Here is a 21,135-nt window from a genome sequence, read left to right on the forward strand (position 1 = left end):
TAATATAAGTGAGAGTGAGCTTACTTAAGCTCAACTTCAGCACCTGCTTCTTCTAGTTGTGCTTTAAGTGCTTCTGCTTCATCTTTAGCAACACCTTCCTTTACTGGAGCTGGCGCACCATCAACTAATGCTTTAGCATCTTTAAGACCTAAACCTGTCAATTCTTTAACAAGCTTAACAACTGCTAGTTTAGAACCACCTGGAGCTTTTAGAATTACGTCAAATTCTGACTGCTCTTCAGCTTCTTCAGCAGCAGCACCGCCACCACCTGCTACAGCTACAGCAGCAGCTGCAGGCTCTATACCATATTCTTCTTTTAAAATATCAGCTAACTCATTTACTTCTTTAACAGTAAGGTTAACTAATTGTTCTGCGAAATCTTTTAATTCTGCCATTTTCTATCGTTTTAGTGTAATTTATTATTTAGTAATTAGTGCGTGTTTATTCCTCTCTTTTTGAAAGTGTTGTAAGAATTCCAGAAAGTTTACCACCACTTGATTTTAGTGCTGATATAACGTTTTTAGCTGGAGATTGTAATAATCCTATGATATCACCTATCACCTCTTCTTTAGACTTAATGTCTACTAAAGCATCAAGATTTTCATCACCAACATAAACTGATTCTGCAACGTAAGCCCCTTTCAAGATAGGCTTTTCATTTTTCTTTCTAAAGTTTTTAATAACTTTAGCTGGAGCATTTCCAGTTTCGGAAAGCATTATTGAAGTACTTCCTTTCAAAATACCTGTTAAGTCTCCGAATTCTTTATCTGTACTTTCCATAGCTTTAGCTAGGAGAGTGTTTTTAACTACCATCAACTTTACGTCTGCTTTAAAGCAGGCACGTCTCAAGTCCGATGTTAAAGATGCGTTCAATCCTGAAATATCTGCTAAATATACATTTGATGAATCCGCTAACTTAGTAGTTAAATCTTTTATTACTATAGATTTCTCTTCTCTTGTCATAACTTAAAATTATTGCTCGGTAAATCGTTTAGTATCGATTTCAATACTTGGACTCATTGTGGAAGCGATATGGATACTTTTTATGTATGTACCTTTCACAACCTGAGGCTTAAGCTTGACGAGCGTCGTTAGTAATTCTCTTGCATTTCCAGCAATTTTTTCTGCATCAAAGGATACCTTACCTACAGCAGCATGAACGATACCAGTTTTATCAACTTTAAAGTCAATTTTACCAGCTTTTACGTCAGATACTGCTTTAGCGATATCCATAGTTACTGTACCGGTTTTAGGGTTGGGCATGAGCCCTCTTGGACCTAAAACTCTGCCTAACGGGCCTAATTTACCCATTACACTTGGCATAGTGACAATAACGTCTACATCTGTCCATCCACCTTTGATTTTCTCAAGGTATTCATCAAGACCAACGTAGTCTGCACCAGCATCTTCAGCTTCTTTAGCTTTATCTGGAGTTACAAGAGCTAAGACTTTTACATCTTTACCTGTTCCGTGAGGTAGGGTTACTACACCACGAACCATTTGGTTAGCTTTCCTAGGATCAACGTTAAGTCTTACAGCTAGATCAACTGACTCGTCGAAATTAGCGTAAGCCACATCTTTCAATAAAGCGGAGGCATCAGCTACTGAATAAGTTTTTGACTTATCCACTTTACCAACTGCTTCTTTTTGCTTCTTAGTTATTTTTGCCATGTTAATTTCGTTTTGTTAAAATGGTGCATTACCTTTTACAGTTATACCCATCGATCTTGCTGTACCGGCTACCATTTTCATTGCAGATTCGGTTGTAAATGCATTTAAATCTTGCATTTTGTCTTCAGCTATTGCTTTTATTTGATCCCAAGTTACAGAACCTACTTTTTTAGAGTTTGGTTCACCAGAGCCTTTCTTTAGTTTTGATGCTTCCATCAATTGTACTGCTGCAGGTGGAGTCTTGATAATAAAATCAAATGACTTATCTTTATAAACTGTTATTTCAACAGGTAAGATTTTTCCACTCTTATCTTGAGTTCTACCATTGAATTGCTTACAGAACTCCATGATATTTACCCCAGCAGCACCCAAAGCAGGTCCAACCGGTGGGGATGGGTTCGCTGCACCACCTCTTACCTGGAGTTTTACTACTTTACTTACTTCTTTTGCCATTTTTCAAAATTTAGTTGAATTGTTTTCAGTGGGAAGCATTATATTTAAAAACAACTCTATATTATATGTAACATTTAAACTTTTTCTACTTGCATATAGCTAAGCTCAACTGGAGTTTTACGACCAAAAATCTTAACCATAACTTGTAATTTTCTTTTGTCTTCATTAATTTTTTCAATAGTTCCTGTAAAACTGTTGAAAGGGCCATCCACAACTTTAACGGATTCTCCTATATTGAATGGTATGGCGACATTTTCTGTTTGTACAGAAAGTTCGTCAACTTTACCAAGCATTCTATTAACTTCTGATTTACGCATAGGAACTGGCTCACCTCTTTTAGTTTCACCTAGAAAACCTATAACTCCATTTACACCCTTAATAATATGACCAACTTCACCTTCAAGGTTTGCGTTAACCATTATATATCCTGGGAAATAAACTTTTTCTTTTGTTATTTTTTTTCCATTACGGATTTGAACAACGTTTTCTTTAGGCACCAAAATATCATCAACATAATCACTAAGACCTTGATGAGCAATTTCTTTTTCTATATAATCCTTGATTTTGCTTTCAGAGCCACTTATTGCTCTTACGACATACCATTTTTTTAAACCAGTCTCAGACATGTATTATGATTTAACCCAATTAAAATATTGCTTTACAGCGGCACTAAATACTTCATCAACTCCCCAAATAGCAAGCGAGAAAAGTATAGAAAAAACCGCAACAATTACCATGAGTTTTTGCCCCTCAGCCCAGGTTGGCCAAGTCACATGATTTCTTAATTCGTTGTAAGACTCGCTTACGTAATTTTTAAAATTTGACATCTTCTTTAAGATTTGCACGGGTTGAGAGGCTCGAACTCCCGACACCTGGTTTTGGAGACCAGTGCTCTACCAACTGAGCTAAACCCGTATATTTTCATTTTTTAAAGCGTGCAAAGAAACAAAAATTCCTGCAGATAAAAAAGAAAATTTAAAAAGTTAAGGTATTCACCTTAAGTGAACACCTTAACTGTATTATAGATATTAATCTAAATTATAGTATTTCTGTAACCTGACCAGCACCTACTGTACGGCCTCCTTCACGGATTGCAAATCTTAAACCAACGTTCAATGCAATTGGTTGAATCAATTCAACAGTGATGGTTAAGTTGTCACCTGGCATAACCATTTCCACTCCATCAGGAAGGTTGATTGTACCTGTAACGTCTGTTGTTCTTACGTAAAACTGTGGTCTGTAGTTATTATGGAATGGAGTGTGACGTCCACCTTCTTCTTTTTTCAAGATATAAACTTCAGCTTTGAATTTTCCATGTGGCTTGATAGAACCTGGCTTAGCGATAACCATACCTCTAGAGATTTGGCTTTTCTCAATACCTCTCAACAAGATACCAACGTTATCACCAGCTTCTCCTCTATCAAGGATTTTACGGAACATTTCAACACCAGTAATTGTTGATTTCATGTTCTCTGCACCCATACCGTTGATTTCAACAGGGTCACCAGTATTAGCAACACCAGTTTCAATACGACCAGTCGCAACAGTTCCACGACCAGTAATAGAGAATACATCTTCAACAGGCATTAAGAAAGGCTTTTCAACATCTCTCTCTGGAAGTTCGATATATTCATCAACTGCCTCCATTAAGTCAAGAACAGTTTTTGACCACTTCTCATCTCCTTCCAATGCACCAAGTGCAGAACCAGAAATGACAGGAGCATTATCTCCATCATACTCGTAGAAAGAAAGCAAATCTCTTACTTCCATTTCAACTAATTCCAAAAGCTCCTCATCATCAACAAGGTCAACTTTGTTTAAGAAAGTAACAATTCTTGGAATTCCAACTTGACGTCCTAAAAGAATATGCTCACGAGTTTGTGGCATTGGACCATCAGTTGCAGCAACAACAAGAATAGCACCGTCCATTTGAGCAGCACCAGTTACCATGTTTTTCACGTAATCGGCGTGACCTGGACAGTCAACGTGGGCGTAATGACGATTTGCAGTTTGATATTCAACGTGAGAAGAGTTAATAGTAATACCACGCTCTTTTTCCTCAGGTGCATTATCAATTTGATCAAAAGCACTAGCTTCAGAATATCCAGCATCTGCCATTACTTTAGTGATAGCAGCTGTAAGTGTAGTTTTTCCGTGATCGACGTGTCCAATCGTACCTATATTAAGGTGTGGTTTGGATCGATCAAAATTTTCCTTTGCCATAGTAGTAAATTATTTAATCTTAGTTATATATTAGTGTTAATGTTTATAACAACATAAAAAGCCAACAAAACCAGGTTTTGAGACTTTAAAATTGAGCCAACGACGAGAATTGAACTCGTGACCTTTTCCTTACCAAGGAAACGCTCTACCCCTGAGCTACGTCGGCAAGCAGATATTGCATTAGATAAAAATAGAGCGGAAGACCGGGTTCGAACCGGCGACATTCAGCTTGGAAGGCTGACGCTCTACCAACTGAGCTACTTCCGCTTATTTAATCAATATGTCAATGCAAAGTCTGGTGTTAACCGACTTGGTTGTGGGGAGAGCAGGATTCGAACCTGCGAAGGTAAAACCAACAGATTTACAGTCTGTCCTCGTTGGCCGCTTGAGTATCTCCCCAAAATCTGATAATAGAACTAATTGAGGGACTCCCCTCGACTTCGCTCAGGATAAACTTCTCATCCTTAAACGAAATAACTTCTATTTTCAACAATCATAAAATGAACATCGTCCTACACTTTGAGCCGATAGAGGGACTCGAACCCACGACCTGCTGATTACAAATCAGCTGCTCTAGCCAGCTGAGCTACATCGGCTTATCAGTATGTCAAACGCTACTTTTCGTAACGGACTGCAAATATAAAACGAATATTGGTATCTGAAAATTATTTACCTCTTTTTTTTACAGAAAAAAGTGAATTTTCATTTCATTCTGATTCAGTCTTCCTCTTTCCCTATGGATCTAGGGTGTGCTGCTGCATGAGCTTTACTTAACTCCTTAAAATTTGAATGCGTATACACTTCTGTTGAAGCTAAACTGCTGTGTCCCAATAGTTCTTTAATCGCTGTAATTTCAGCACCCTTCTCTAAAAGATGAGAAGCGAAGGCGTGACGAAGCAAGTGCGGACTCAACTTTTGCTTTATAGATACTTTTTTAAAATAAGAAGTGACCGTTCTGTAAACGAGATTGGGATAGATAGGTTTACCCTTGCTGGTGACGAATAAATCATCGCCAGTGTTTTCCACAGATTCTCGCACCTTCAAATAGTGATTGATAAGCGCCATAGTTGTTTTCATCAAAGGAACTATTCTCTCTTTGTTTCTCTTACCAAGTACTTTCAACTGCTTTTGGCTAAAATTTACACTGGAGACTTTCAGGTCGATCAATTCCTGTCTTCGCATTCCTGTGGAATACAAAAGATCAATGATGAGATGATCCCTAAGTCCTACAAAGGTTGAATCCTCAAAATAGTTTGAGATGTCTTCAAGTTCCTTAAGCGAGAAGACTTCCTGCTCTCGCTTGGGAAGCTTTAGAGATTTGTGCTTAAGCATAGGATTAACCTCAATTGCTTTAATTTTCATTAAAAACCTGTAAAAAGTTTTAAGAGATGATAACTTCCGGTTGATCGTTTTGTGAGTCAAATCTTTATCAACAAAACTAACAACCCATCGCCTTATCATGGGATAATTGACTTCAGCTAAATCTTTGGTGTCATAATTTTCAGAAATAAACGATTGAAATTGATTTAAATCTGAAGCATAAGAAGTCAATGTATGCTGAGCATAATTTTTCTCAAACTGAAGATAATCTGTAAAAGCTTGAATATGTTCCATAAAAAAACCATGTGCTCTTTAGAAACACATGGTTACAAATTTATCAATTAAAAGCAATTAGGTCGCCGGCTTATAGTCTTTGTTATCAATTACCATTTTTGCAATGATTTCTTTCAAAATTTCTGAAGTTCCACCACCAATAGGACCTAGTCGGCTATCACGGAACATTCTTGCTAAAGGATAATCTTCTACATAGCCATAACCACCCAGCATTTGTAAGCAATCATAAATCACCTCATCTGCAATTTTAGTGGAAAGCAATTTGGACATGGTGGCTTCTTTAACCACATATTCGCCTTCATCCAGACGTTTAGCTGTTGTATAATTGAAGGCTTTAGCCATTTCCACTTCACTAGTTCTTTCAGCAATTTTATGTCTTAATGCCTGAAATTTATTTATAGTTTGTCCAAAAGCTTCTCGCTCAGACATGTATTGCATAGCGTAATCCAAAGCATATTCAGCTCTGGCATGCGCATTCACTCCCATGATCAAACGCTCCAAGGCAAAGTGCTGCATAATGTAGGGGAATCCTTGATTACGTTCTCCCATCAAGTGAGATTTTGGTATCTCGACATTATCAAAAGCCAACTCTGCTGTATCAGATGCTCTCCAGCCTAGTTTGTTGAGTTTGGTTGCAGAAATTCCGGGGGTATCTCTATCTACCAAGAAAATACTCATGCCTTTTCCGCCTTTTTCCGGAGCGGTTTTGGCGGCAACTATAAGATAATCTGAATATACACCATTGGTGATAAAAGTCTTAGATCCGTTGATCACGAATGAATCGTCTTTTTCTACGGCTGTTGTTTTCATCCCGGCAACATCAGACCCTCCAAAAGGTTCTGTGATACACAAACAACCTATCATATCTCCATTGATAGAGGCCGTGAGGTATTTTTCTTTGATTTCTTCGCTACCTTCTTTGTTCACGTGGGTCATCGCCAAGTAAGCGTGAGCCCAAATAGCTGCAGCAAATCCTCCTGAATTTATCTTCTGTAATTCTTCTAAAAGTATAATGGTGTAGAATAAATCTAAATCTAAGCCTCCATATTTTTCTGGGTAAGCCAGGCCGAAGTAACCCATTTCGCCAAACTTCTTCCATATAAAACGCTCTATCGTTCCTTCTTCTTCCCACTTATCCAGATGCGGAACTACTTCTTTCTGAAGAAATTCCTGTAAACTTTTTCTGAACATCTCGTGTTCTTCACTAAAATACATATGATTCATATCTTATTATCTAATTTTTGAGTATTATTCTTTAATTTCCAAATATAATTGAATTCTATCTAATTTATAGTTAGGAAAATCTTCAATTTTTGACAATTCTTCAAAATCATCAATACCTTCTCTTAATTTTATGAAATTGACAATAACTCTCGCCTGTTCATAATCAAAATACGGTAACTCAGATAATTCCAAAACACTTATAGTATTGATATCTTTTTTCTGTACTTCCATCGGACTCTTGAGCGCAATTCTCTCTTTGAGATTTTCAATGACGTCGTATTTTAATCCATAAACGTCTTTCAATTGAATCATATCTACAAAGCCTCCCAACTTATCTCTATAGGTTATGATTCGACTGGACAAAGCCTCACCAATTCCCGACACCTCCATCAAATCAGAGGCTGTAACTGTATTGAGGTCTTTCTTTTCAGCGTAAGTCAACAAATTGATACTTTTGGCATTAGACTTCCTTTGTTCTGCCATAACAACCCACTCAGGGAATTTAAAATATGGACCATATTCTTTCATCCATTCGTCAGTAACCTGTGTAACTTTTTGGAAGTCGGCTTTAGAGTTGATCCACTTATCTTCAGCCCTGTAGTCTAATAATCTATCAATTTGATCAACCGTCATCTCTAAAGTATAGCCTTTATAATCATCGATAAAATTAGGATTAAAAGGATAAATGACTCGCTGAGACTCAAGGCTTTGTTTAATTTTTAACGAATCTACAAGGCGTTGAATAGAATCTTCTATTTTGGTTAATTCGTCAGCTCGATGAGTCTTTGAAAAAGAATTCAAACTCCAGTAGTTAAGACCTACACCCAAAATCAAGATCAGACAAAACAAAAAAATTCCGTTTCGATCACCTTTAGTGTAGCCGAAACGGAATTTTTTAGTCGTATTCATCAGTAGTTATTATTTCTTCAACACTTCTTTTTTGAAGATTTCACCAGACTTTAATTTTGACATATATTCTCTGAGGTCATTTCTCACCTCTCCAGACATTATATATAAACCTATGATGTTAGGAAATGACATTGCTAAAATCATCATATCTGAAAAGTCCAGTACAGCACCTAAACTTACAGACGCTCCAAGAACTACAAAAAATAAGAAAATCACTTTGTAAATAATTTCAGAACGGTTACTTCTTCCGAAAATATAAGTCCAGGCTCTCATACCATAATATGACCAGGAAATCATTGTTGAAAAGGCAAATAAGAATACCGCTGCAGAAAGAACATAAGGAAACCAGGAGATCACACTACCGAAAGCTTCTGTAGTTAGCTGAACACCAGACACACCTTCAACTTCGTGCATTCCTGTAAAAATAAGAACCAGAGCAGTAAGTGTACAAACAACTACGGTATCTATAAAAGGTTCTAGTAAAGCAACAAAACCTTCTGAAGGTGGGTGATTTGTTTTGGCTGCTGAGTGAGCAATTGCTGCAGAACCAACACCTGCTTCGTTGGAAAAGGCGGCACGCTGGAAACCTACGACAAGAACTCCTATAAATCCACCTTTGAGGGCAGTTGGAGTAAAAGCACCGCTTAATATAGCATCAAAGGCTGGTCCTATATTATCAATGTTTATTCCTATAACTACCAGAGCTCCTAAAATATAAACACCCGCCATTACTGGCACAATTTTACCCGTTACTTTCGCAATACTATTGATTCCTCCTATAATAACAACACCAACTAAAATCGCGAGAAAAACACCAAAAAAGAATCCGCTTTCACTATCTAAAAAAGGAATCTGGTTGGATAAAATCTCAAAAGATTGGTTGGCCTGGAACATATTACCTCCACCAAATGAGGCACCGATGGCAAGAACGGCAAATAGACCTGCAAGAACTTTTCCTAGCTTACCTAAGTTTCTTTTTTCAAGCCCGTACCTCAGATAGTTCATAGGCCCTCCAAAAATTCTACCTTCCTTGTTAATGAATCTGTATTTCACCCCCAGTGTACATTCTACAAATTTGGAAGACATTCCTAATAGACCGGCCAAAATCATCCAAAATGTTGCTCCTGCACCACCCAAAGAAACGGCAATAGCTACACCGGCTATGTTACCCAAACCTACAGTTGCAGACACAGCCGTGGCTAGCGCTTGGAAGTGAGTGATACTTCCTGGAGCATTAGGCTCATCATATTGGCCCTTAGCAAGCTGTATGGCATGCTTAAACCCGCGAATATTGATAAAGCCCATTCTAAACGTAAAGAATGCCGCTCCAAAAATTAACCATATCACAATAAAAGGAATCCCTTTTTCAAGTGGCGTTCCGTTAGGATTGGTTAATGCAATAGGTTCATCATAAATAATTGAACCGAATTTATGTGCGTTTTGAGCAATAACATCTTCCTGATTTTCCGGATTATAAATGTATTCACCCTGAGGTGTTATGAAATGAATCTTACCGTTTGCAGCTGCCTGCACAGTCTGTGTTTGCCCATCAATATCAATAATGGCCACATCCTGGCCTTTTTCAACGTGCTCATTTTCCGTAACCAGCCATTCTTTAAGTAAGAATTTACTCGAAGTATTTGGCTCCCAGGATGGAGAAAATAGAAGCTTTTGGTCTGTGTAAACAACAGGATCATAAATGCCTATAGCAGCAAAAGGGTCCCAGAACAATACACTTCCCATGGCATCAACCACAGGCTGGAAAGTTCCATTAAAATTTTCTACAATAGAAACCGCATCTACTTTGTATGACTTTTCTACGGAAGCGCCACTAGCGTCGGACACTTTTACCGTGTAAAAAATCCCTTCTGTAAGATCACTGGCTTTACTGGAGGTGAGAGGTACATCATCTTTAGACCATTGAAACTCGTATGGAGGTGTTCCTCCGGTGACAGTCAGTTCAATCTGTCCATTGTTAATTTTATCTGATGGATTAATTTTAGTTCCTTCAACTTGCAAATCCTGTGCAGAGATAAACGAAATAGTAAACAATAGAAAAGCAATCAGCGTGATATTTCTTAACATAAGGCTATTTATGATTTGATATTTCAAAGTGAAACGTTAACTTAAATTCAATTAAGTATAAAATGTCCCGCAAGATGCAAAAAATATGGTTTCCATTCAAACGCTAAGTCTTAAAATCTTTAAGACTTTAGCATCTGTTTCAGATCATAGATTATTTTGGTTTAATAGCACGCATCATATGGCGTTTTCCGGGCGGCCCTTCTATAATATCCACCTCAAAACCAATAGCCTGCAATGCTCTCCTTGCAGTTCCTTTTACGCAGTAGGTCACAAACACACCACCCGGCTTCAGTGCCTCATAAAACCCCTCAAAGATGTTTCTTTCCCACAACTCTGGCTGAACTGCTGGTCCAAAAGCATCATAAAACACAATATCAGCAGCATTTTTTAGTTGGATTTCAGAGAAACAGGTTTGTTGTTTTTTGATTCTAAGGGTGTATGTAATTTGCTGCCACTCCTCCCACTGAGCCTGATGAAATTTTTCATAAATCTCTTCTGAAGTTGACTCTCCTAAAACCTTATCATACTGCAAAGCCTGTACTTCCTCTTCTGAAATTGGATAGGCTTCTATCCCCAGATAATCAATTTTTATGTTGTTTGTTGATGACCAATGTGCTGCTAGCAAAGCATTAAGACCGGTACCAAAACCAGCTTCTATGACGGATATAGATTCAGATGTTGGATATAAGGAAAAAAAATGATCTAAGCCTGCGTGGATGTAAACATGCATGGATTCTTGAACTGCACCATGAGTAGAGTGGTAATGCTCGTCCCAGTATTCTATACGTATGGTCTTGGACCCATCACTGGTGGTGACTATACTTCGTTTCATAGAGAAAAATTAAAGATCAAACACTGAGGTACGCTTGGTATACACCAAATCCTTGAGCTTTAGCCAGAAAGCTAATGTAAGATATAGGCCAAACCCAAACCCGAAAGTAGCAAAGGAGACGTAAATGAAAAATATCCGTACAGATTTTGCTTTCATCCCCAGCGTATCTGCCAGTCGTGAACTCACATAAAAACCGTGCTTCTCAAAAAAAGTTCTAAGATTGTATATAAAATTTTTCATGAGTGTATCAATTCTAATCCGACTTGGCACTTTAAACAGCGGTTCACATCGCAATACTGAGTCTTCAACTGAATAAATGCCTGACTTTCCAAAGCTGACTTGACTACCTTAGTTTTTAATTCTTCGAAGCCTTTAGTAATGCTGTTAGCTTCAAGTTTTAGACTGGTGATCAAAGGATAAATGCTCTCCTCAAAACCCAGCTGACCTTTAAAAGACAGGTAGGCAAATTTCAATGGCAGAAGCGTATTGATGATGACCAAGTCTTTAAAGGGAACACTTAGCTTTTTGACTTTAGACTTACTTTCTTTTTCAAAGGTATAATGAGTTTTCCAATAGTCGGAGGTTTGAGCATCTAAAATTTTGTAAATGTCTTTTGGGGTTTTACACTGAATCAGTTCAGAAAATAAATTAGGTCGTTGAGAGTATAGCTTACAAAACTGAGATAACCTGATGCTCGGGAAGTTGTCTGGTCGAAGCCTGAAGTATTTTACCTGACTTGTCTCCGGCGCGTTCAACTGAAATTTTTGTTTCAGAAATCTAAATTCCTGCTGAAGTTGTTTAGGGTAAGCTTCCTCACTTTCAGCAGGTAACATCCCACATAAGCCAAAGCATAAAGCTTCCAGCTGATTAGGATTTTGGAAGCATTTCTGAAAAACCTTAAAATCTGCAGAGGAACTCATCTGCAGAAAAGCTTCCCCATTCACGTTTAGTCCAAAAGCCTTTGCCATTAGCTTAAAACAAACCTCATCCCAGTTATTATTAGAGACTTTCAATAAATTCAGAATTAACTGATTTTTTTCTTCCAGGCGTTCTATATACAAACGTTCTAGCCAGCTATTCAATTTAAAATCATCAACCTCATGAAAATGCTTCTCACAATTGATCCACTTTTGAGAGGTCTTGTCAAACAAATCCTTGTAGGCCTGAAGTTGCTGTTCGGAGACGTAATGCTTCAATTCCAAACAAGGAATCTCAGTGTTATCTTTTCTGAAAATGCTCACGTCATCTTCCCAAACCACATGCAAAATCACATTATCGTAGGCCGGATCAATTTCATGATGATGCGCATACCAATCTGAAGATTTTAAATGAATTTCAAGATTGCCTACCCAGTGCTGACCTGCAATAATAATTTCAGCTTTAAAGAAATCCGGACCTGATTCTGTTTCATTGTGAAGCCCCGTATTCAACACCTGAAGTTCTTCTCCAGTAGTGGTTTTGAGCTGACTTAAATTCAGCTTTTTGTATTTCCACAAACTATGAAGAAAGGCTTCCTGCATTTTACAAGTTATTAAGTTGTTCAACTACCCGGTCTTTAAAACTATCCACCCAAACCCGATACTGTTCACCACTCGGGTGCAAAAGATCTTCTGCGAGCATGTCTTGATCTTTATGCAAAGGCTTACTGAGTTTTTGCAAAGGATAGAAAGCCACTCCATAGCGTTGACTCATTTTCTGGATGTATCTGTTGTAACGTTTTAGTCGGGAAGATACTCTTTTCAATTTTTCATCCCGGGCAAATTTTGACAAGCTATAATCTGGAATCCCAACGATAAAGACTCCTTTTTCATCATGAGCACTTAGCGAAATCGCGGTTTGCAACAGCTCTTCAAACTCTTTCTTAAATTGTTTGAAAGGCTTTTTTTGATATTGATTGTTAACACCAATCAAGAGGGAAACCAGGTCAAATTGATTGGCTTTGTAATCCTGAACAGCAATAGAGTCCTGAAGCTCATCCGTTCGCCATCCGGTAACAGCGATAATTTCAGGGTCTTCTACAGCAAATGAATTAGTATTTAGATACGATGTCAGTTGAAAAGGCCAGGAGTCTTCCTTAGTCACTTGTTCTCCAATGGTGTAAGAATCCCCTAAAGCGAGGTATTTAAGTGGCTCCTGACTAAAAGACTTTGACATGACTAATAAGCTAATAAATACTATAATTTTTTTCATAACTAAACCTAGCTTTTAAAAATAAGAAAGATTTTGAAATAAGATAAGTTATAACAAATCTGCAATCGCAGGCTTTAACTGAGCGTATCTAAACTGAAATCCTGTCGAAAGGATTTTCTTGGAACTCACCAGCTGACTTCCCAGCACTATAGTTGCCATCTCCCCAAGCATTAGTTTAAGTACAAATCCGGGAACATTAGGCAGTACAAGAGGTTTTTCTAATTGAGTAGCGATGCACTCCGTAAGTTCTTTGTTATTAACCGGGTTTGGTGAAACTGCATTGAAAACCCCTTCCAGCCGGTTGATCATCACATGATGAAAAAGTCGGGCTAGATCTGAAATATGTATCCAGGATTGCCACTGCTTACCACTTCCGAGCGGAGCGCCGATGTATTTTTCAATAGGTTCTTTGATTTTTTCGAGGGCACCGCCATCACCAGACAGCACTACCCCAATTCTGATTTTGGTCACTTCAAGTCCTAATTCTCCAACTTCATCAGCGGCAGTTTCCCACTTTTCGACCACATCGGCCAGAAAGTTATCTCCTTTCTCATAATCGTCTTCCTCATGAAATTTAGTTAACGAGTCTTCGTATAATCCAATGGCACTCGCTGAAATCAAATGCTCCACCTCATGGTCTTGTTTTGATAAAGCTAACTTTAAAGTCATCAAACTGTCGACTCGACTGTTCAAAATCGCTTTTTTGTAGGAAGATGTCCATCGCTTAGCTACGCTGGCTCCGGCAAGGTTGATGATGGTGTTTACCCCTTTTAAGCTATCGAGATCCAATTCAGAAGTTGAAGGATTCCAGTAATAGCCCTTATAATTGGATTTTATTTCAATTTTGGATCGGCTTGTCGTCAAATAATTAACCTCAATGTCTTGTTCGTGAAACAAATCGACTAAAGCTTGACCTACCAAACCCGTTGCACCCGTAATTAAAACTTTCATACTCTTATTTTTATTAAAATTAGCGCCTTTGTTCTATCTCCAGCCTAGGTTTAGTATGGTTTTAACTTGAAAAAGTCGTGAGTCGTGAGTCGTGAGCCTGCCTGCGTTTCCTTGGCAAAGGCAGGTCGTGAGTCGTGAGTCGAATTTAAAATTTTTAATTCGTTATTCAGTATTCAGTATTCGATATTCGTAATCAGTAAAAAGTAATTAGTAACTGGGAATAAGTAAAAAGTCACTCACCTCTCACCACTATTCACTATTAACTGGTGGACTGGTGGACTTGTAAACATAAAAGAGCCCAATGAATTAAATCATCAGGCTCATATTTTATTTTATTTGTTATAACGTTGCACTAGTCACGATTCACTAAAAACAGTCAACTGTCAACTGTGAACTATTTAAAAAGCTTTCATAGTCCAACCGTGTGGATCTTCAACTCTATTGTATTGAATATCTTGCAGAGCTTTTTTAAAGAAGGTTCCGTAAGGTTCGTTAATCGTTGGTAAATCGTGATACGTTCCATCGTACTCAAAACCATCAACTCTCACTACAGTCGCTGCGGTTCCTGCTCCAAAAATTTCTTTAAGCTCACCTTTTTTGGCTGCATTCACAATTTCCTTGACTGATACTTTTTCAACGACAACTTCAACACCATTGTCTTTAGCCAGCTGAATGATACTCTTACGAGTAACACCATCCAGAATTCTGTCATTGGTTGGTGCAGTGAGTAACTTGTCTCCCACTCTAAAAAAGATATTCATCGTTCCAGCTTCTTCCAGATATTCGTGTGAACTGGCATCCGTCCAGATGATCTGGTCAAGGCCTTTGGCTTTTGCCAGTTTAGTCGGGTAAAACTGAGCCCCATAGTTTCCGGCTGCCTTAGCGTAACCAACACCACCATCGGCTGCTCTGCTGTATTCCTGTGCAAAAATCACTTTAATAGGCTTGTTGTAGTAGGCCTGAGCAGGGCAAGTGATGATCATAAATCTATATTCATCAGATTCTGAGGCAGATACTCCATTTTCTGTAGCAATCACAAATGGACGTAAGTAAAGCGAATTACCCTCTCCTTTCTTCACCCAGTCCTTATCGAGTTCCAATAAAGTTTTTAAAGATTCAAAAAAGTAATCCTTTGGGAATTCAGGAATAGCCATACGCTTAGAGGACTTATTGATGCGCTCAAAGTTCTGATCTGGTCTAAACAACCAAACTTCATCGTTTTCATCTTTAAAGGCTTTCATCCCTTCAAAAACCGCCTGACCATAATGAAAAACTTTAGCAGAAGGCTCAAATTCCATTGGACCGTAAGGCACGATTTTAGGCGTTTGCCATTCTCCATCTTTATAGTCACAATACATCATATGATCTGCATTGACTTTTCCAAATTGGAGATTATCAAAATCAACCTGATCGATTTTTGAAGAGGCAGCTTTTGTAATATCCAGTTCTATATTGGTACTATTCATCGGTATTATTTTTTTGCAAATGTACAAAATTAAATAAGCTTAATTCCGTAAGATTCCTAACTTTGACATTATGCATCTTATAAATTTTTAATAATTATCATGAAAAACCTGATTTTATTACTAATTCTATTGATGATTTTGGCTTGTGGTCAAAACCATTCAAAGCAAGAACACACCACTTCTGAAACTACCACTGAAAACACTTCTCAAGAAAAGGACTTGAGCATTCAAACCGATAAGCAATTTGGTGATGAATTTGAGCTGGCTGAAGTGAAAACAGGTACTGAAATGCTTGCTACCTACCAAAGCCTAAAGCCTGGAGACACATTGAAAGTTCAGTTTCAATCTGAAGTTCAAAGCGTATGTGCTAAGAAAGGCTGCTGGATGAAGCTTGACTTACCCGATGATCAGAATGCACACGTCACCTTTAAAGATTACGGCTTCTTCGTGCCTAAAGACAGTCAGGGTCACAATATGCTGGTCAATGGTGTCGCTTTTATCGAGCAAACCGATGTAGAAACTCTGAAGCACTACGCTGAAGATGCCGGCAAAAGCGAAGCAGAAATCGCTAAAATAACTGAACCAAAGTTGAATTATAGGTTTATTGCGGAGGGAGCTAAAGCAGTGAAGTAGGTTTTAGGTGGTTGTCGGTAGTCGGTTGTCGGTAGTCGGTAGTTGGTAGTCGGTAGTCGGTAGTCGGTAGTCGGTAGTCGGTAATCGGTAGTCGAATTTAAAATTCTTTATTCGATATTCAGTGTTCTTTTTTTAATTTTCGTTTAATGCATATCAATGAGATAGTTTGGATGCTATAGCCCATGAATTTACAAATAAGTTGACTCCAGCTCACATGGAAATGTCAGGGTTACACCCCTTATTTGCTCTTTCACATGTTTTTTATGAAGATAGCAGGGCTAGCGACCCTGACTGAAAATTAAAGTACAAAGACCTCACAGAGGACTAAAAAAGATGATCTAGGGGGCAGAGCCAAAAGCCTAGGGTTAAAAATAATGAAGATGCTGAAACCTTAAATGAGGTCTCGCAATGTCTCCTCGAGTGTCCGCTTTTTTTTAGCGGATGTATCGAGAGGTGGTTTAATACGAAGAGCTTTAATGAGGTCTCGATACAAATTTTACTTTTTCTCAAAAGCAAAATCCACTCGACATGACATTACCTCAGTTAACAAATCACTAGTCACCGATAACTTATGGTAGCTTCGATACGTCCGCCAGAGGCGGACACTCAGCCACCAACTCACGACTCATAATTAATCAACATCTATAAAAAGTAGGCCGTTTATTTTATAGATTTTAATTTAAAACTCTGATGCCACTTTGAGTACATGCTTTTTTTCAGCGCGTGTATCGAGAAGTGGTTTAAAACGAAGAACTTTTACCAGGTCTCGCAATGTCTCCTCGAGTGTCCGCTTTTTTTTTTAGCGGATGTATCGAGAGGTGGTTTAATACGAAGAGCTTTAATAAGATCTCGATACAAATTTTACTTTTTCTCAAAAGCAAAATCCACTCGACCTGACATTTCTCAGTTAACAAATCACTAGTCACCGATAACTTATGGTAGCTTCGATACATCCGCCAGAGGCGGACACTCAGCCACCAGTTCACAATTTATTTCAAATTTTACAACCCTACTACCCAACCTGATAGCATTGTCACCCTGAACTTGTTTCAGGGTCTTTGCTTAAGGTTAATTGAGATGCTGAAGAGAGGTCTCGATACAAATTTTACTTTTTCTCAAAAGCAAAATCCACTCGACCTGACATTACCTCAGCCAACAAATTACTAGTCACCGATAACTTATGGTAGCCTCGATACATCCGCCAGAGGCGGACACTCAGCCACCAACTCAATCAACAATTAATTTTAACGACAAGTCCCTTCACTATCCACTATTGACTGAAGACCATTATGCTACTATACCACTAAACTATTACACCGTTTACCAATCACTATTTACTATCCACTACTCACTATCCACTACTCACTGTTCACTAATCACTAATCACTGCGTGCCACTTCTCCTTCACCACTTCCCAGTCGAAATGCTCAACTTTTTGTCTTCCGGCTTTGGAGAGTTTTCGAGCGAGTTCTGGATTCTTCAGGAGTTTTAACACAGCTTCGGTAAATGAATGGACATCATCGGGATTTACCAGTAAGGCATCTTGTTCATCTTTCAGCAAAAAAGGAATTCCGCCCACATTGGTACTCACAACTGGTAGTCCAAGCGCCATGGCTTCAATCACACTAACGGGCGTATTGTCCACATTGGTGGTATTGATAAAGATGTCAAAGTCTTTGGCGTACTCGAGCCAGTCTTCTTTAGGTATTCCGCCTGTAAAGGTTACTGGTAAATTATGCTCATTGGCGTAAGTTTTACAGTCCTCTATAGAATCGTCTTTAAACGGCCCGACCATACTCAGTTTTGCGTCTGGATAACTCTTTAGGAGTGCTTCCAAAACCTTAAGGGCTAATAAAGGATTATAGATGTGGGCGAAAGAGCGTACCCATAATAAGTTAGGCTGAAGTTGTTCGCGTTGTTGAAATTTATAGTTCTCTAAATTAATGGTATTAGGAATATAGCTTAAGTTGGTATAGCCTGCCTTTTCAAAATGATGCAACAGATAAGGAGACGGAGCCACATTGACTTTAGCTCTGCTAAATAAACGCTGGCAGTGTTTAGGATGGGATTGTAGACGTTTTGGTAAGTCACCACCATGTAAAATAGTAATATAGTCCAGCTTTAAGGCATAAGCTAACTGACTCAACAGATAGGCATACCAAAAAGCGGAGGTGCTGTAGGTGTCAATCAATAAAATATGAGTCCTGGAATGGTGTTTTAGAACCATCAAAAGCATATCAGCTAGTCGAAGCGCCTGATTTTTCTGGCTGGATCCAGAGATGACTTTATAGCCTTCAGCTTCTAACTGACCAGACAAAAACTCAACCGTGGACACATTTCTTCCTTTAAGCGACAGCTTGTTGCCGAGGTACAGGAGCTGTTTTGACTTTAGTTTTTTTCTTTTTTTTGGAAGCATAAGTTATAGATAATAAGGCAAATCCGTACATAAATCCAGGTAGCGCCACTCGCATCGCCGAGTGGTTAATGGTCAGAAACCAAAAAGCTACAAAAGGCAGCATAAGCAGGTTTCTATTTTTAGAGAGTAGAAACCCTAAGGGAATCAAAAATAAAATAGCTAAAGCTAAAACCCCTAGCAAGCCATGCTCAGCCAGCATTCTAGCTACTTCGTTATGACTAGCCCCACCTCCGCCTTCTTCTTCTATTCTGAAAAACTTACCCATGCCCACTCCTACCCCTAAAAAAGGATCTTCTAAGAAAGCAGACAATTCTTCACTTATGATTTCACCACGACCAGTGGTAATATCTTTTTCTTCGCCTAAGGCATTTTCTCCGGCATAGCGGTTGACAATCAGACCTCCGGTAACAGCAACTACTAATCCCCATAATAAAAAGCCCCCTACACCTAGCCCAACCAGCTTGACCGTAGCCTTCGCCTTCTTAGCTAATGGCGCCCAGTTGATAAATAAGACTGTAAAAACAGCCATCATCAATATAGCTGTGATAAAGCCACCTCTGGAAAAGGTCAGCAAACAGCGATAAGTAAGAAGCCCTAAAAGACCAATGTTAACTATATTCAGAAGTGAATTCCTATATGGGATTAGAAATCTCACATAAGTCAAAAACATACCTAAGCCTAGAACTGTAGCGACCTGATTACCGCTATAACCACCAGAAGCTGCCTGATTGGACTCTGTAGTAAATACAATTTGTTCGAGCGGAGGAGCGTAAAGAATAATATAAACCACCATAGATATAATAGGCAATATCATCATATCTACAACTTTTAACAAAGTCTTGAATTTTATTTCTCTATGATAGCAAAACAAGGCTGTAGCAAACAAAGATAAGGGACCAGATAAATTGAATAAGATGGCTTTTCTAAAGCTTTCTTCAAAATAATCAAAATTGAGATAAGTAATCACCACACCAGGCAACAACAAGCCTAGGAAAACTAAAACAGGCCAGGCCTTTAACTTAAAACCTTCATAGAACATGCCCAGCAACATAAAGAAAATCACCGTATACTTTCCCAGTTCCCAAAAGGGCATGGCTTTAGTCATTCTTAGGAATATTTCAGCCGCGGCTATATACCCGGCAGCACCAAGCGCATAATAAGTTTTATCTTTTTTGGATATAATTTGGTAAACAAAGTAAACTACGATACCTAACAAATAAAGCTGCGCCATAGCTCTCACCTGACTCACCACAAACCCAATACCGACATGAAATGCCAATAGTTGTAATTGCTTATAACTTGTTTTATCTAAGCCGAACATTTAGAATTTTTTCTTTAAGCGCTTTGTTGTAATACGCATAGGTAAATCGCTGGGCAAAGGTATAATTTTTAAGCCTAAGCTCATTGAGTTCTGAGTTCGTAAAACCCGACAATTGAAGTAAGCTTTGAACTAAAGCTTTTGCAGATAATTCCTTTAAAAGAAATCCATTATCGCCATTAGTGATGTAGTCTTCAATGCAGGACACCTTTGAGACGATAGGCACACAGCCAAACGCCATCGCTTCTCCTACGACTTTAGGGAAGCCTTCAGATTTTGAAGGTAATACTAAAGCATCCGACTGGGCTAAGATATCATGCACTTCAGGTTTGGGTAAAAAGCCATGAAAGTAAATGTCCATCTTCAATTGTTGAGCCAGCTCTTCATATTTAGCCCGTTCAGGCCCATCTCCAACAAAATGAATAGTTTTAACCTGAATATGCTCAGGAAGCTTTTTTAATGCCTCCAGAATTAGGGGTACGCCCTTATGTTCATTTAAAGCGCCTACAAAACAAAGCGTCCAGCCCTGGTCTTTTGGATTTGACTTTTGGTTAATTGCTGATTTGGCTTGTGTATAGGTCTCTTTTGTAAAACATGGATTATCAAAACTTAAAAACTGAGGTTTAGTTTCCCAATTACCGTTGTAAGTGACCTGAGTTTCAAGTTCAATGTAATTTTGAAGCCATTGTTTCTGAAGTCGATTACCTAAGGGCATCTCAGGATCTACCCAGTTGCCGGCATACTTCACCCAGTAAGGTTTGGCAGTGAACCACTTCAAATACGGTAATACATAAAGTCCCATTCCGGTAGGCGCCCGAAAATGTATAATATCAGCTTTCTGAATGCCCTTCTGAATTTGTCTCAGATTGGATAAAGCTGTGAAACCGATACTTAATTTCCTCAAACCTTTCCCTCCAGAAGGTTTTAAAGGGATAAATATTATGTTTTCAGTATCTGCATAGGCCAGACTACTTTTAGGAGGTTGTCCCTCATGCAAAGGCGCCACATGAATAATGCGATCAAAGATGCCCAGTAAATGATTGATCTCCGTCACAGTCGATCCCCAGGCTTTGATGATACCGTTTTCATCTTGATAATGTTCAGTATGGGAGATGATGCAGAGGGTCATATGCGTTTTTAGTTGAGTGTT

The 21,135-nt window shown here is 38.6% G+C and carries 21 protein-coding genes and 5 tRNA genes; 1 reads left to right on the forward strand and 25 read right to left on the reverse strand.

The features are described 5' to 3' along the window. Positions 1-20: 20 nt before the first annotated feature. The 22 genes from rplL to LB452_RS10825 all read right to left on the reverse strand — a co-directional run bounded on the left by rplL (position 21) and on the right by LB452_RS10825 (position 15,618). Positions 21-395: a 50S ribosomal protein L7/L12 gene (gene rplL, locus LB452_RS10720; RefSeq protein ID WP_224461739.1), complete on the reverse strand. Its 375-nt coding sequence runs from the start codon at positions 393-395 to the stop codon at positions 21-23. Between the two features lie 46 nt (positions 396-441). Then, positions 442-963: a 50S ribosomal protein L10 gene (gene rplJ / locus LB452_RS10725; protein ID WP_224461740.1), complete on the reverse strand. Its 522-nt coding sequence runs from the start codon at positions 961-963 to the stop codon at positions 442-444. Positions 964-972: 9 nt separating this feature from the next. Continuing rightward, positions 973-1,671, reverse strand: a complete 699-nt coding sequence (gene rplA, locus LB452_RS10730) for a 50S ribosomal protein L1 (protein WP_224461741.1) — start codon at positions 1,669-1,671, stop codon at positions 973-975. A 15-nt stretch (positions 1,672-1,686) separates the two neighbouring features. Further along, positions 1,687-2,124: a 50S ribosomal protein L11 gene (gene rplK / locus LB452_RS10735; protein ID WP_224454816.1), complete on the reverse strand. Its 438-nt coding sequence runs from the start codon at positions 2,122-2,124 to the stop codon at positions 1,687-1,689. Positions 2,125-2,198: 74 nt separating this feature from the next. Further along, entirely contained in the window at positions 2,199-2,750 is a 552-nt protein-coding gene (nusG, locus tag LB452_RS10740) for a transcription termination/antitermination protein NusG (protein WP_224454817.1), read from the reverse strand. A gap of 3 nt (positions 2,751-2,753) precedes the next feature. After that, positions 2,754-2,951 (reverse strand): preprotein translocase subunit SecE, encoded by a 198-nt coding sequence (gene secE / locus LB452_RS10745; protein ID WP_224461742.1) that lies wholly within the window; start codon positions 2,949-2,951, stop codon positions 2,754-2,756. A 15-nt stretch (positions 2,952-2,966) separates the two neighbouring features. After that, positions 2,967-3,039 (reverse strand) — tRNA-Trp (locus tag LB452_RS10750). Positions 3,040-3,162: 123 nt separating this feature from the next. Beyond that, positions 3,163-4,347: an elongation factor Tu gene (gene tuf, locus LB452_RS10755; RefSeq protein WP_224461743.1), complete on the reverse strand. Its 1,185-nt coding sequence runs from the start codon at positions 4,345-4,347 to the stop codon at positions 3,163-3,165. 94 nt (positions 4,348-4,441) lie between these two features. Further along, positions 4,442-4,513, reverse strand: a tRNA-Thr gene (locus tag LB452_RS10760). Between the two features lie 28 nt (positions 4,514-4,541). After that, positions 4,542-4,614, reverse strand: a tRNA-Gly gene (locus tag LB452_RS10765). Positions 4,615-4,664: 50 nt separating this feature from the next. Then, positions 4,665-4,746: transfer RNA gene (locus LB452_RS10770), tRNA-Tyr, on the reverse strand. 123 nt (positions 4,747-4,869) lie between these two features. Next, a tRNA-Thr gene (locus tag LB452_RS10775) sits at positions 4,870-4,943 on the reverse strand. A gap of 121 nt (positions 4,944-5,064) precedes the next feature. Next, positions 5,065-5,961, reverse strand: coding sequence for a tyrosine-type recombinase/integrase (locus LB452_RS10780; protein ID WP_224461744.1), 897 nt, complete (start codon positions 5,959-5,961; stop codon positions 5,065-5,067). Positions 5,962-6,018: 57 nt separating this feature from the next. After that, the gene (locus LB452_RS10785) at positions 6,019-7,185 is read right to left on the reverse strand and encodes an acyl-CoA dehydrogenase family protein (protein WP_224461745.1); all 1,167 of its coding nucleotides are present in this window, start codon (positions 7,183-7,185) and stop codon (positions 6,019-6,021) included. A gap of 24 nt (positions 7,186-7,209) precedes the next feature. Then, on the reverse strand, positions 7,210-8,094 hold the full coding sequence (locus LB452_RS10790; protein WP_224461746.1) for a helix-hairpin-helix domain-containing protein: 885 nt from the start codon (positions 8,092-8,094) through the stop codon (positions 7,210-7,212). A 9-nt stretch (positions 8,095-8,103) separates the two neighbouring features. Beyond that, positions 8,104-10,179, reverse strand: coding sequence for an amino acid carrier protein (locus tag LB452_RS10795; RefSeq protein WP_224461747.1), 2,076 nt, complete (start codon positions 10,177-10,179; stop codon positions 8,104-8,106). 151 nt (positions 10,180-10,330) lie between these two features. Further along, a complete protein-coding gene (gene mnmD, locus LB452_RS10800; RefSeq protein WP_224461748.1) occupies positions 10,331-11,011 on the reverse strand; it encodes a tRNA (5-methylaminomethyl-2-thiouridine)(34)-methyltransferase MnmD in 681 nt (226 codons plus the stop codon). 9 nt (positions 11,012-11,020) lie between these two features. After that, positions 11,021-11,251: a PspC domain-containing protein gene (locus LB452_RS10805; RefSeq protein WP_224454824.1), complete on the reverse strand. Its 231-nt coding sequence runs from the start codon at positions 11,249-11,251 to the stop codon at positions 11,021-11,023. Continuing rightward, positions 11,248-12,531, reverse strand: a complete 1,284-nt coding sequence (locus tag LB452_RS10810) for a DUF2851 family protein (RefSeq protein ID WP_224461749.1) — start codon at positions 12,529-12,531, stop codon at positions 11,248-11,250. The genes LB452_RS10805 and LB452_RS10810 overlap by 4 nt, the downstream gene beginning before the upstream one ends. Before the next feature lies 1 nt (position 12,532). Continuing rightward, positions 12,533-13,165, reverse strand: a complete 633-nt coding sequence (locus LB452_RS10815) for an SGNH/GDSL hydrolase family protein (protein WP_224461750.1) — start codon at positions 13,163-13,165, stop codon at positions 12,533-12,535. A gap of 84 nt (positions 13,166-13,249) precedes the next feature. After that, the gene (locus tag LB452_RS10820; RefSeq protein ID WP_224461751.1) at positions 13,250-14,152 is read right to left on the reverse strand and encodes a TIGR01777 family oxidoreductase; all 903 of its coding nucleotides are present in this window, start codon (positions 14,150-14,152) and stop codon (positions 13,250-13,252) included. A gap of 398 nt (positions 14,153-14,550) precedes the next feature. After that, positions 14,551-15,618 carry a branched-chain amino acid aminotransferase gene (locus LB452_RS10825; protein ID WP_224461752.1) on the reverse strand — a complete coding sequence of 356 codons (1,068 nt, stop codon included), beginning with the start codon at positions 15,616-15,618 and terminating at the stop codon, positions 14,551-14,553. Positions 15,619-15,717: 99 nt separating this feature from the next. On the opposite strand from LB452_RS10825, the gene LB452_RS10830 reads away from it, so the two are divergent. Further along, positions 15,718-16,251 (forward strand): DUF4920 domain-containing protein, encoded by a 534-nt coding sequence (locus tag LB452_RS10830; RefSeq protein WP_224461753.1) that lies wholly within the window; start codon positions 15,718-15,720, stop codon positions 16,249-16,251. Positions 16,252-17,623: 1,372 nt separating this feature from the next. Here the strand turns inward: LB452_RS10830 and LB452_RS10835 are convergent. From LB452_RS10835 to LB452_RS10845, 3 genes are read right to left on the reverse strand one after another with little or no spacing between them, the layout of a single operon-like run. Further along, positions 17,624-18,667: a glycosyltransferase family 4 protein gene (locus LB452_RS10835; RefSeq protein WP_224461754.1), complete on the reverse strand. Its 1,044-nt coding sequence runs from the start codon at positions 18,665-18,667 to the stop codon at positions 17,624-17,626. Next, positions 18,597-19,988 (reverse strand): O-antigen ligase family protein, encoded by a 1,392-nt coding sequence (locus LB452_RS10840; protein WP_224461755.1) that lies wholly within the window; start codon positions 19,986-19,988, stop codon positions 18,597-18,599. Before LB452_RS10840 ends, LB452_RS10835 begins: the two co-directional genes overlap by 71 nt. Further along, a complete protein-coding gene (locus LB452_RS10845; RefSeq protein ID WP_224461756.1) occupies positions 19,972-21,114 on the reverse strand; it encodes a glycosyltransferase in 1,143 nt (380 codons plus the stop codon). Before LB452_RS10845 ends, LB452_RS10840 begins: the two co-directional genes overlap by 17 nt. Positions 21,115-21,135 lie beyond the last annotated feature (21 nt).

The sequence above is a fragment of the Psychroflexus longus genome, assembly GCF_020164595.1.
Taxonomy (GTDB): domain Bacteria; phylum Bacteroidota; class Bacteroidia; order Flavobacteriales; family Flavobacteriaceae; genus Psychroflexus; species Psychroflexus longus.